Source organism: Mycobacterium sp. (assembly GCF_052143115.1).
Lineage (GTDB): Bacteria > Actinomycetota > Actinomycetes > Mycobacteriales > Mycobacteriaceae > Mycobacterium.
The window spans coordinates 1-12355 of the sequence record NZ_JBKQTQ010000079.1; the positions used below are offsets into that span (position 1 = coordinate 1).

Genomic DNA, 12355 nt, shown 5'->3' on the forward strand with positions numbered 1-12355 from the left:
CCCTCCGACTCCGTCGGATTGACCGGGAACCACACCATCAGCGAACATCAGCACACGGCCAACAACCGGAACGACCCGGTCCCATACTCATGGCAAACCAGCGGTCCCATCACCCTGGCAGGCGACACGCTGGCGCGACTTTGGATCGAGCTGTGACACTCGCGTGACATGGTTGCTGCCCCTCCATCACTTGGCTCCTGGCCCTAGGATGGCCCTAGGACTTTTGCTCTGCTGTTAAACAGCAGGCCGTTTGGCGCTTGCGTCGGGCGTGGTCTCTCCGTTGGCTGCCGGTGTCTGTGCGCGTTGGGCGGATGGGGCCTCGATCGGCGGCTGCAGTCCGGGCCTCGCGGGATGCCGCCCGGCGCTCCCTGCCCAGCTCCAGCTCCAACTCAGCGATGGTGGCCATGATGCTGGTGACGGCACGCCCCGTAGGAGTACTGGTGTCCACCCCCTCACGCAGCGACCGAACGTCGACACCACGAGAGGTCAACTCGTGCAAAGCGGTGGCGACCTCGCGAACGGATCGTCCCAGCCGGTCTACGGCGACGACCACGAGGTGATCGCCTTCGCGGAGCCAGCCCACGCATTCCGTCCAGGCCGGTCGGTTGCTACCGGCGCGTCCGGATGCGGTGTCGGTGAAGAACCGATCCGGTGTGATGTCTGCAGTGGCGATGGCGTCGTGCTGCTGGTCCACGGATTGCTGCCCGGTGGAGACCCGAAGGTATGCGGCGGTGCTCATGCTCATATGGAACCACTGCGGTCCGACAATTCATCCGGTGTCAGATCGATAGGAACTCGGACTCGCCTGTGACACTAGGAAATCGGACTCTGCGACCTGCTCGATTTAGTGTGAGTGATCCAGGCCGCCGCCGGTGCCGGATCTTTAGTTCTGAGACCGCATGGACTTTGGTAAACGAGCGAGAGGAGGACTGAACGATCCATCACGGCATCGCCTCAGCCCAGGCGATATGTCCTTCGAAGCCAAGCGTTCTGGCCATGTCGCGGTAGCGGTCCCGGTATTCGCGATAGCGGGCATCGTCGCAGTGAGCCCGCGCCAGGAGAGCCCGCAGCCGCAGCAGCCAGATGTCGCGCATCACCAAACCCTCATCGGCTGGCGCCGCCGCTAACCGCTCGATCGCGGCCTCGGCTTCGGTCACGTCGCTCTCGGCGCCGCGGTCGAGCAGTGTCTCCACCAGAACACCGGTCGCAGGAACGCCCCACCCCAGCAGCCGTCCCTCGCGGAACAGATGGTCGACGGCGGCGCGCATGAGCGGTATGGCATCGTCGCGATCTCCAGACCGAGCCCGCTCACGCGCCAGGTACACGTTAACGATCGGTAACTCGGCCATGGCGTATCCCCGGCGCAGGAATTCGTCGCTGACCTCGGCCAGCAGCGTCTGCCCGCGGTCACGCTCCGCAGCCGTGTGGCGGTGCACCAGCGCAACACCCAGCGCCAGCCGAGCCCAGGCCAACGCGAGGTCATCACTGGATCGTTCCGCGATCCGTAACGCATCCTGGATCTCGCACACCGCGGAATCGTCAGGACTCAAAACGCCAGAGGATATCCCTGGGAAGTAGCCGTAGCCGGCGACCGCGGCGTAGGTCAGGGGGTCGGCGCTGCGGGCCATGGCCAGGCCTTGCCGCAAGTCGTCGCGCCATCCGGGACGACCCAGGCAATAACGGGCCATACCCCGCGTCGTAAGGGCGACCGCTAATGGAGACCCGATGAGGAAGTTGCCTTTTGAGGGGTCACCGTCGGCTAGGTCGATGACCCGCTGTGACCAGCGCAGCACGTCATTGAACTCGGCGCTTCCAAGCTTGGCGTAGATGGCCGCGAAGGACAGCCCCACCGTCAGGGTCGGATCGCCGACCGAGTCGAGGAGGGCCATGGCCTCGGAGGCCAGCTGCGACGCCTCGCGCACCCGGTCCTGATACGCGTGATCCACCACCAGCCCCGCCATCCCGATGGCCAGGGACGCCTTGTCCCCGCCGGCGGTGCACAACTCACGCAATTCATCAAACCGGTCGCCGGCCACATGCTCATGGACTCGCCAGGCGGTCCCGCACAACATGGTGCGCGGGGCAATCCGCATGGCTGCCCGGTTGGGGTCATCGGCGGGCAGGGCGTCGGCGATCCGTATGGCACGCTCCCAACTCAGATCCGCCGCGGCGATGTCGCGGTTGGTCGCCCACGTGGCCGCGCGCATGTGCCAGCCATAGGCGGCGTGCCCATCACCGGCGGCCTCCAGATGTTCGGCGATCAAGGCGGCATTTTCCTCAGCCGCCGCCGGGTCACGTGATTCGATCGCGGCCGCCACGCTCCGATGCAGCTCGGCACGATCCGACTTGAGCTGTGACTCATAGGCCACCGTGCGAACCAGCGGATGGTGAAACACAAACTCGGGTTGTCCGGTGAACCTGATCTGATCGATCAACTCGCCGCCAACCAGATCGTCCAGGACAGGATCAATGCCCAGCGTTTCCAACAGGTCCCGGCTGAACCGCGAGCCAATCACCGCCGCCGCGCTCAAGGTGCGCTTGGCTTTCGGGTCAAGCCGGTCGATGCGCGCGGCGATGGTCGCCTGCAGCGTGACCGGCACGCTCACCTCGCCAACCTCTGCCGCCGACATGTATGCGCCCGGCTCGCCGCGCAGCACACCACGCTCGGCCAGTTCCCGCACGATCTCCTCGGCGAAAAACGGATTACCGGCGGCCCGCTCGGCGATCTTCTCGCCCAGTACGCCAACCGAGGGGTCCGGACCGAGCAGCCCCGAGACCAGTGCCGCGGTTTCGGAATCACTCAGAGGCGCAAGGGCAACGGTGTGGGCAGCTGTCACTCGGGTCAGCGCGCCCCTATATTCGGGGCGGTAGGTGACCAGCACCAGCGAGGGCGTCTGCGGGATCACCGTGAGGAACCCGGCCAGCATCGACTCACTGACCTCGTCAATCCAGTGCGCGTCCTCGATCACAAAGACCGCCGTTTCGGTGCGGGCCAGCGACATGGCATTGACCAGCGCCGTCAACCGTCGCCGCCGCGCATCCGGATCGATCTTCGGCAGCTCCACCTCGGGATCGACGATGCCCAACAGGTCATGGAAAAGCAGCAAGTCCTCGGGGTCTGCGTCGGGAACGCGGGCGCGCACTCGATCGCGAGCGGTCTGCCCGTCAAGCCCCTCGACGCCGGTGCCCGCGCGCAGCAGCCGTGCCACGGCATGGAAGGGGACCTGGTTGGTGTGTGACTCGCAGAAGGCGGTGAATATGTCGACACCGCGGCGACCCGCCAGCGCCGCCACCTCGCGCACCAGACGGCTCTTACCGATGCCAGGTGTCCCCACTACGCCCACCACCGCGCCGTAGCCGTCAATTGCCCTGTCCAACAAACTTTCAACGGCCGACAGCTCCCAGCGCCGACCGACCAGATTCGACTCCGCACGCGCCACAGCGCCATGCTGTTCCGACACGCCCAACAACCGCCGCGCGCAGACCGGTTGATCGCTGCCCTTGATCTGGACAAGCTCGGAATCACCGAGCACCGCCGCGTCCTCTACCAACCGCGCCGTCGACTCGCTGAGCATCACCCCGCCCGGCGCGGCCACCGATTCCATCCGCTGAGCCATCCCCACCTGCTCACCAACGGCGGTGTAACCCGCACCACCCGAACCGATCTCACCGGCAATGACCTGACCGGAATTGAGACCCACACGCAGCTGCAAGGCGATGCCGTCGCGCGCCTCGACCTCCTTGGCCAGTTTGGCCGTCTGTGCCTGGATGTCCAACGCGGCCAAGCAGGCGCGAAAAGCCTGATCCTCCAGTGCGGTCGGCGCTCCGAAGACGCCATGACGCCGTCGCCGGTGAACTTGTCCACGGTGCCGCCATAGCGCCGCACGACAGCGGTCGCGCGGTCGACCAACTCGGTCATGATTTCCCGTAGCCGCTCCGCACCGACCGCCGCGGCGATGTCCATCGAATGCACTACATCGGCGAATAGCACCGTCACCTGTTTGTACTCGGCCGGTGTCGTGGCGGTCGCAACTGGCGCACCGCACTCGTTACAGAACTTCGAGTTCGGCGGCAGCTCAGTACCGCACGACCCGCACACCACGGCTGCCGCCGTCATCTCACGCGGCCAGCCCACTTTCGTTCCACGTCACTATCGTGTCACCGCTGGTGAGACAACGTAGGTCATATCGCGTCGGCACGGGTACTTATTCGTCCAGGTATCTGGTATCCGGGTGTTGGTGGTGGTGTCGGGTCGGCGCCGGCCGTACCGGCCGCCGCGACCACCATGGCCGCCACAGCCGCGGCGGAGAGAACGATGTTGCGGTTGGTGTTCATTTGCTCTGCCTCCTACTCATTGGTGTGGTGGATGAGAGGAGAAGCAAGGCAGGTCGGCACGTCCGAAAGGCCACAGATAAGGCACAGAGCTTCCTTTGCAGATCTAGCTACATGGCCTGACCTGCTCAAACATCTGCTCCCCCGCCTGGACTCGAACCAGGAACCTATCGGTTAACAGCCGAACGCTCTGCCAATTGAGCTACAGGGGACTGCTGGTGTCCGCGTGCACGCTGGCGCGGATCGCTGGACGACTCTAGCGTACTTGCGTGCTGACGCCCAAGCAGACTGATCGCCCGCCGAGGGGCGCCTGCCCGCGAGCATGGGGCAGGATGGACCCATCGCACCAACGTCTGGAGGGACCGCTTTGATCCGGTATGTCGTCGTCCTGGGACTCGGCTACGTGTTGGGCGCGAAGGCCGGGCGGCGTCGCTACGAACAGATCGTCGGCACCTACCGCGCCCTGACCAGCAGTCCCGCCGCCAAATCGGTGATCGAGGGAGGACGACGCAAGATCGCGAATCGGGTCTCGCCTGATACGCGAATGGTGACGTTGACCGAGATCGACGACGAGACCGCTGTTGTCGAGCCGCAAAGACCGCGCAGGGCGCCCTGACCGCAAGCTGCTCAAGCGGTGAGGCCGTCGCCGCTAACCTGCTGCAGCAGGCTGCCGCGATAGGCCTCCAGCGCGACCAGGTCGCCAAACAGGGCGTGGTACTCGTCACCCTGCTCCACCGGAGACATGCGCTGCAGTTTCGACTTGACCTCCGCGATCTGCCGACCGACCCACACCTCCTGCAGGCGAGCCAGCACCCCGGAGATGTAACGCGGCAGCTTGTCGTCGTCGTCGACCCGCATGCTCTCGACGCCAAGCTCGCTGATCAGCGCGGCCGCAGCCGGCGACGGGGCTTTTTGGCGCACCGCATCGAGCCACTCCGCCCCGCCGATGCCAGTCCCGGTACCACCGGCCGCCTCGACCGCCGTGCACACCGCGGCGTAGCCGGGGTGTGTGAAGCTTTCCACGGTCAGCGCGTCGAACACCGGCCCGGCCAGCGCAGGGTATTGCAACGCTGACTTGAGCGCCTCGCGCTGCGGCCACAGCGTGGGGTCGCGGGGGTCGGGACGAAGGGCGGTGAATTCCGGCGCGCCGGCGTCGGCCTGGGCTGCGGCGGCACGACGGGGCTTGGCACGGCTCTGGCTGGTGGGGTTCTTCGCCTCCTCACGCACCCGGCCGACCACCTGCGCCACATCCGACCAGCCGACCCAGCCCGCCAGCTGGCGCCCGTACTCGTCACGCAGCGTCGGATCTTTGATCTGGGCGACCATCGGTACGCATCGGCGCAGTGCGGCCACCCTGCCCTCGGCGCTGTCCAAGTCCACCTCGCTCAGCGCAGCACGAATCGCGAACTCGAACAATGGAGTTCGCCGCGCCACCAGATCCCGCAGCGCGCCGTCGCCGGACGCCAGCCGCAGATCACAGGGGTCCATACCGTCGGCGGCGACCGCGACGAAGGACTGGCCCGCCAGATGCTGCTCGCCGCCGAACGCCTTGAGCGCCGCTGCCCGGCCCGCCTCGTCGCCGTCGAACACGTAGATGAGTTCACCGCGAAAGAAGTTGTCGTCCATCATTAATCGGCGCAGCATCGCCAGGTGCTCGTCACCGAACGCGGTGCCGCAGGAGGCGACCGCCGTCGTCACCCCGGCCAAGTGCATCGCCATCACGTCGGTGTAGCCCTCGACGACGACGGCCTGATGCCCCTTGGCGATGTCGCGCTTGGCCAGGTCGATACCGAACAGCACCGACGACTTCTTGTACAGCAACGTCTCCGGCGTGTTGACGTACTTGGCTTCCATCGGATCGTCGTCGAAGAGCCGCCGCGCCCCGAACCCGATCACCTCTCCGGCCGATGACCGGATCGGCCACAACAATCTGCGGTGAAACCGGTCGATCGGGCTGCGGCGACCTTCCCGCGACAGTCCTGCGGTCTCGAGCTCCTTGAACTCAAAACCCTTGCGCAGCAGATGCTTTGTCAGCGAATCCCATCCTGACGGCGCGAATCCGCAGCCGAAGTGACGGGCCGCGTCGCCGTCGAAATTGCGCTCGGTCAGGTACTTGCGCGCCGGTTGTGCCTCCGGGGACTCCAGCGCCGCCGCATAGAACGCCTGCGCCTCGGCATTGGCGGCGATGAGCCGGCTGCGACTGCCCCTGTCACGCTGCACACTGGTGGCAGCGCCGGTGTAGCTGATCGTGTATCCGATCCGGTCGGCCAGCACCTCGACGGCCTCGACGAAGCTGACGTGTTCGATCTTCTGGACGAACGCGTACACGTCACCGCCCTCACCACAGCCGAAGCAATGGAAGTGACCGTGGTTGGGCCGCACGTGAAACGACGGCGACTTCTCGTCGTGAAAGGGGCAGAGGCCCTTCAGGGAATCCGCGCCCGCGCGACGCAACTGGACGTAGTCGCCGACGACCTCGTCGATGCGGACTCGTTCGCGGATGGCGGCGATATCGCGATCGGAGATACGGCCTGCCATCGGCTCAGTGTAGAGCCGCCCCGCGACGACGCTCCGAAGATGAACTGTATCGGCGCTAACCGGTGCCGATAACGCCGCACGCGATGCGCTTCTCGGCGTCTGGACCGTACTCCCCGCCGTGCAACATGAGGGCTGTCTTGTTGCCCGCCAACAGGTCGTCCCTGGTAAACGCGTCGGTGGTGGTCACCAGGTAGGCGGCGCCATCGTTGCGGACCTCCAGCGTCGACAGGTCACCGCTGGGGGGTTCCCCGGTGTGCCCCGGCGCCTGGTAATGCATGCCGGCCGACATGAAGTCGCCGGGCGCACCACCCATCGGATCAGGCGAGTTCGGCTCGCATTTGCCCATCTCGTGGATGTGCAGGCCGTGGAGTCCCGGCGTCAGGATGCCGTTCGCGGTCGTCTTCACCGTGACAGTGGCATAGCCGTTGGCGAAGTCGAAGGTGGCAGTGGCCACCGACCTACCGTCAGCGGTGTGCAGTTCAGCGCTGAGTGTTTGGGCACCCGTTGAAGCGCTCGTCGAGGCCGGTGCGGTGCTGGACGACTGATGGGAGCTGCAGCCGCTGAACGCGACGACAGCTGAGGACAACGTAGCGACAACAACAACAATGGTGGGCTTGGACATAGCCCGGAGCGTAGTCGGGTGACGATGCGGGCCGTAAGGCCCGAGGAGGAGCCCGACCGGCGAATCTAGTCCGGTCCACCGCGCGGCAACCATCGTCAACGGCTCAGGCCTGAGTGGTCTCGATGCGTTCCAGCCGGCCCTCGGTGAACGAAGCGATCTGGTCGACAATGACCCGCAGCCGCTCAGCGTCGTCGGCGGCGGTGTTGAACCCGGGCACGAACACCGGGTCGAGGGTTCGGGGCGCTCCGGCCAGCAGCCAATGCGCCACCCGATGGATTCGTTCCCGTTGCGAGCGCTGACGTTCCTGATGACGCGGATCGGACATGATGAACTGCAGAGCCAGGGTCTTGAGCAGCGCAACCTCGGCGCGCACCACCTCCGGAACCTGCAAGTCGGTTTGATAGCGGGCGAGCCGTCCAGGGCCTGCGGTCGCCCGAGTGGCCGCGATCGCCGCCGAGGCGAACCGGCCCACCAGCTCGCTGGTCAGCCGCTTGAGCGCGACCGAGGCCGCGAGCGTGGCGTCGTACTTGCCGACGGCGGCAACCACCGGTAGCCCGGAAAGCCGATGCGCGGCCGCGACCAGGTCGTCGGCGCGCACCCGGGCGAAGTCGCGTTCCCCCAGCTTGGCCAGCGCGGCGGCTTCGTCATCGTCGGCAAGCACCCGTAAGTCGATCCGGCCGGCAACGACACCGTCTTCAACGTCGTGCACCGAATAGGCGACATCGTCGGCCCAGTCCATCACCTGGGCCTCCAGGCAGGCCCGATCCGCAGGCGCACGCTCGCGCACCCAGGCGGCGGCGTCGGCGTCGAAGCCGTAAAAGCCGAACTTGCGTCGATCCCGCCCCCGCGTCCAGGGATATTTGGTGACGGCATCCAAACCTGCCCGGGTCAGGTTCAGTCCGACGCTATGTCCTTGCTGATCAAGGACTTTGGGCTCCAAGCTGGTCAGGATCCGAAAGTTCTGCGCATTGCCCTCAAACCCGCCATGAGCCGCCGCGAACTCATCCAGCGCCTGCTCGCCGTTGTGCCCATACGGCGGATGCCCGATGTCGTGGGCCAAACCGGCCATGTCAACAAGGTCGGGATCGCAGCCCAACCCGATCGCCATCCCCCGCCCGATCTGCGCGACCTCGAGCGAATGGGTCAGTCGGGTGCGCGGGGTATCGCTTTCTCTCGGCCCGACCACCTGAGTCTTGTCTGCAAGGCGGCGCAGCGCGGCACTGTGCAGCACCCTGGCACGATCCCGGGCGAAGTCGCTGCGGTGCTGGCCCTCAGTGCCCGGCAACCCCGCGGTCTTCGGCGCTTCGGGAACCACCCGCTGGCGGTCGAAATCGACGTAGAGGTCTTCCTGAATCATCGACGAACAGTCTGCCAGTCCCTCCCGCTAGCGCCGCGGAGCGGATTAGATTGTGGGGCATGAGCACAGTCCGCTCGTTCGCCGTATTGATGGCCACTCTGATCACCGCACTACTGGTGGCACCGTCCGCCGCTGCGCAGCCGCCCTTACGGCTGTCCGACTCCATCACCGACGAGGCCGGGGCGTTAAGCGGCTCGGGTCGCATCGCGGTCCAGGCCGCCGCCAGCAAGCTCTACGACGACCGCCACATCCAGCTGTGGGTGGTTTTCGTCGACAACTTTTCCGGGCAACCAGCCGTGAGCTGGGCGAAGAACACCCGGTCCGAGAGCGACTTAGGCGACTTCGATGCGCTGCTCGCCGTCGCCACCGTCGACCGTTCCTACGCGTTCCTGGTGCCCACTAGGGTGCAGGCCCTCAGCCCAAGCCAGGTCGACGACCTGAGGCGAAACCAGATCGAACCTGCGCTCCGCCGCGGCGACTGGAGCGGTGCTGCGATCGCGGCGGCCAGTGGACTCGACCGCGGGCAGGCGTCAACCAACCGGAACGCGCTGCTGATCGCGGTTGGCGTGATCGCGATCATCGTGGTGGGTTTGCTTGTGGCCGAGGGTTACCGGCGCCGTCGGCGTCGCGCGGCCGAACGGGCTGCCGCGCGCCGGGTCGACGCCACCGACCCGGATGCACTGGCGGCGCTGTCGCTGGGTGCGCTCGATGACCTCTCGCGATGGAAGGTCGTCGACGTCGATAACGCAGTTCGCACCAGCGCCAACGAGCTGGCGCTGACCACCGAGGAGTTCGGCGACCAGCGAACCGAGCCGTTCACCGGTGCCGTGAACAACGCCAAAGCCGCTCTGGCACAGGCGTTCACCGTACGCCAACAGCTGGACGACTCGATTCCCGAGACACGGGCGCAGCGGCGTGAGCTGTTGACGCAGGTGATCGTCTCCGCGGCGAAGGCTGATCGTGAGCTGGAGTCGCAGCGGGAGGCCTTCGAAAAAATGCGTGACCTGGTGGTCAACGCACCATCACGCCTCGACGGCCTGACTCAGCAGATGGTCGAGCTCACGGCGCGCATCGCCCCCGCCGAACAGCGGATGACGGAGCTGCACAACGAATTCGATCCTGATGCGCTGACTTCGGTGGCCACCAACGTCGTCGCCGCCAAAGACCGTCTGGCCTTCGCCGACAAAAACCTTAGCCACGCGCGTGAGCTGGCGGCTAAGCCGGTCAGCGGCGAGCAAAGCGGCCTGGTCGACGCCGTGCAGGCTGCTGAGTCGGCGCTCGGGCAAGCCCGTGCGTTGCTCGACGCGGTGGACAGCGCCGCCAACGACATTCGCCACGCTGTCGCCACCCTGCCGTCGCTGATCTCCAACGTCCAGGCCGGCATCGAGCACGCCGACACGCAGTTGCAGAGCGCGCAGCAAAACAATGCGGCGCACATTCGCGAACTGGCCGCCGCCCGGGGTGCAGCGAATAAAGCCCTCGACGCTGCCCGTGCAAGCGGTTCGGCCGATCCGCTCGGCGCGTTCGCCCAATTGACCAAGGCCGACGCCGACTTGAATGGGCTACTTGCCACCGTCGCCGAAGAGCAGGCAACCGCCGAGCACCTCAACCGTACTTTCGAACAAGCTTTGTTCACGGCGCAATCGCGGGTCCACGGGGTGTCCGAATATATCGACACCCGCCGCGGCAGCATCGGGCCCGAGGCGCGGACCCGTCTCGCCGAGGCGAGCCGGCAGCTGCAAGCCGCCCTTGATAAACGCTCGACCGACATAAGCGAAGCGATTACACGCGCCAATACCGCAGCGACACTGGCCGCTCAGGCTCAGTCTCTGGCCGACGACGATGTCCGATCCGCCCAGCTCGCCTACACCGGACGCTACGGGGGGAACAACATGGGCGCGATGATGGGCGGGATCATCATCGGCGACATGCTCGGTGGCGGAGGTTTCGGCGGAGGAGGTTTCGGCGGCGGCTGGGGCCCGACATCGTTCGGCGGTTCGTCCGGCTCCGACGGCGGCTTCATGGGCGGCGGCGGGCGGTTCTGACGCTGCAAAAGTGCACGAGCAAGGGAAAGGCGCGGCAGCCCACCACGCCCTAGTGTGCTGCCGCGCCATGTCCAGCGGGTCGGTCAGATCGTCCGCCTGGCTAGATAGTATTGGCCACGTGAGCAATAGTCGATAACGATGACGAAAATTATTTCTCACGCTTGCTTCCGCAACAATCCCGTTCGCAGGACTGCCGCACCGGCGCAGGAGCAGGCTTAGCGGTTAGCAGGCCCGGAGCCGCGATCCCAGATAATCGGCCACTGCGTCGATCCCCACCCGATCTTGAGTCATGGCGTCACGCTCGCGGATGGTCACTGCGTGGTCCTCGAGCGAGTCGAAATCCAGCGTCACGCAATATGGAGTGCCGATCTCGTCCTGGCGCCGGTAACGTCGCCCGATCGCGCCGGCGTCGTCGAATTCGACGTTCCAGTATTTGCGCAACTCGGCGGCCAGATCGCGGGCCTTGGGGCTGAGATCGGTGTGCCGGGACAGCGGCAGCACGGCGGCTTTGACCGGCGCCAGCCGGGGATCCAGCCGCAAAACCGTGCGCCTGTCCATCCCACCCTTGGCGTTGGGCGCTTCGTCCTCGTGGTAGGCGTCGATCAAAAAGGCCATGAACGACCGCGTCAGCCCAGCCGCCGGTTCGATCACGTAGGGCACATACCGGGTATCGCTGACCTGGTCGTAGAAGGATAGGTCGACGCCGGAATGCTTTGCGTGCGTGGATAAGTCGAAGTCGGTCCGGTTTGCCACACCCTCCAGTTCGCCCCACGGATTGCCGGCGAAGCCGAACTTGTACTCGATGTCGACCGTGCGGTCGGAGTAATGCGACAACTTGTCCTTGGGATGCTCGTAGAGCCGCAGATTCTCCGGATCGATGCCGAGGTCGACGTACCACTGCAGCCTGGTGTCGATCCAATACTGGTGCCACTCCGGGGCGGTCGCGGGCTCGACGAAGAACTCCATCTCCATCTGCTCGAACTCGCGGGTGCGGAAGATGAAGTTGCCCGGCGTGATCTCGTTGCGGAAGCTCTTGCCGATCTGGCCGATGCCGAATGGCGGCCTGCGGCGTGCGGTCGTCACCACGTTGGCGAAGTTGACGAAAATCCCCTGCGCGGTTTCCGGTCGCAGATAGTGCAGGCCCTCCTCGGTCTCGATCGGACCGAGATAGGTCTTGAGCATCATGTTGAACTCGCGTGGCTCGGTCCACCGGCCGGGCTCACCGGTTTCCGGATCGCGGATGTCGGCAAGACCGTTGGGCGGCGGATGGCCGTGCTTGGCTTCGTAGGCCTCGATGAGGTGATCGGCGCGGTAACGCTTGTGCGTGATCAGCGACTCCACCAACGGATCGTGAAAGACCTCGACGTGCCCGGAGGCGACCCATACCTCACGCGGCAAGATGATCGACGAGTCCAGGCCGACGACGTCGTCGCGGCCGGTGACCACCGCGCGCCACCACTG

At 65.9% G+C, this 12355-nt stretch carries 8 protein-coding genes, 1 tRNA gene and 1 pseudogene; 2 read left to right on the plus strand and 8 right to left on the minus strand.

All coding sequences use genetic code 11. From position 1 onward, the window contains the following. Positions 1-214: 214 nt before the first annotated feature. The 4 genes and pseudogenes from ACLQI9_RS09200 to ACLQI9_RS09215 all read right to left on the minus strand — a co-directional run bounded on the left by ACLQI9_RS09200 (position 215) and on the right by ACLQI9_RS09215 (position 4544). Positions 215-739, minus strand: coding sequence for a recombinase family protein (locus ACLQI9_RS09200; RefSeq protein WP_442383737.1), 525 nt, complete (start codon positions 737-739; stop codon positions 215-217). Positions 740-941: 202 nt separating this feature from the next. Beyond that, positions 942-4117 (minus strand): annotated as a pseudogene (locus ACLQI9_RS09205) (AAA family ATPase). Between the two features lie 65 nt (positions 4118-4182). Further along, a complete protein-coding gene (locus tag ACLQI9_RS09210) occupies positions 4183-4335 on the minus strand; it encodes a hypothetical protein (protein ID WP_442383739.1) in 153 nt (50 codons plus the stop codon). A gap of 136 nt (positions 4336-4471) precedes the next feature. Further along, positions 4472-4544 (minus strand) — tRNA-Asn (locus ACLQI9_RS09215). A gap of 155 nt (positions 4545-4699) precedes the next feature. On the opposite strand from ACLQI9_RS09215, the gene ACLQI9_RS09220 reads away from it, so the two are divergent. Next, positions 4700-4948 carry a hypothetical protein gene (locus tag ACLQI9_RS09220; RefSeq protein WP_442383741.1) on the plus strand — a complete coding sequence of 83 codons (249 nt, stop codon included), beginning with the start codon at positions 4700-4702 and terminating at the stop codon, positions 4946-4948. Positions 4949-4959: 11 nt separating this feature from the next. On the opposite strand, the gene dnaG is transcribed toward ACLQI9_RS09220, so the two are convergent. From dnaG to ACLQI9_RS09235, 3 genes are all read right to left on the minus strand, one after another. Beyond that, positions 4960-6870, minus strand: a complete 1911-nt coding sequence (gene dnaG / locus ACLQI9_RS09225) for a DNA primase (protein WP_442383743.1) — start codon at positions 6868-6870, stop codon at positions 4960-4962. Positions 6871-6925: 55 nt separating this feature from the next. Further along, on the minus strand, positions 6926-7492 hold the full coding sequence (locus ACLQI9_RS09230; protein ID WP_442383745.1) for a superoxide dismutase family protein: 567 nt from the start codon (positions 7490-7492) through the stop codon (positions 6926-6928). A 103-nt stretch (positions 7493-7595) separates the two neighbouring features. After that, positions 7596-8849, minus strand: a complete 1254-nt coding sequence (locus tag ACLQI9_RS09235; protein WP_442383747.1) for a deoxyguanosinetriphosphate triphosphohydrolase — start codon at positions 8847-8849, stop codon at positions 7596-7598. 59 nt (positions 8850-8908) lie between these two features. On the opposite strand from ACLQI9_RS09235, the gene ACLQI9_RS09240 reads away from it, so the two are divergent. Then, entirely contained in the window at positions 8909-10894 is a 1986-nt protein-coding gene (locus tag ACLQI9_RS09240; RefSeq protein ID WP_442383749.1) for a TPM domain-containing protein, read from the plus strand. A gap of 222 nt (positions 10895-11116) precedes the next feature. On the opposite strand, the gene ACLQI9_RS09245 is transcribed toward ACLQI9_RS09240, so the two are convergent. Next, on the minus strand, positions 11117-12355 hold a 1239-nt coding region (locus tag ACLQI9_RS09245; RefSeq protein WP_442391535.1), incomplete at its 5' end, for a glycine--tRNA ligase.

Bases quoted from the DNA above. Each gene is read 5' to 3' on its own strand.
- ACLQI9_RS09200 (WP_442383737.1), bottom strand. From the start codon at position 739: ATGAGCACCGCCGCATACCTTCGGGTCTCCACCGGGCAGCAATCCGTG.
- ACLQI9_RS09210 (WP_442383739.1), bottom strand. From the start codon at position 4,335: ATGAACACCAACCGCAACATCGTTCTCTCCGCCGCGGCTGTGGCGGCC.
- dnaG (WP_442383743.1), bottom strand. From the start codon at position 6,870: ATGGCAGGCCGTATCTCCGATCGCGATATCGCCGCCATCCGCGAACGA.
- ACLQI9_RS09230 (WP_442383745.1), bottom strand. From the start codon at position 7,492: ATGTCCAAGCCCACCATTGTTGTTGTTGTCGCTACGTTGTCCTCAGCT.
- ACLQI9_RS09235 (WP_442383747.1), bottom strand. From the start codon at position 8,849: ATGATTCAGGAAGACCTCTACGTCGATTTCGACCGCCAGCGGGTGGTT.
- ACLQI9_RS09240 (WP_442383749.1), top strand. From the start codon at position 8,909: ATGAGCACAGTCCGCTCGTTCGCCGTATTGATGGCCACTCTGATCACC.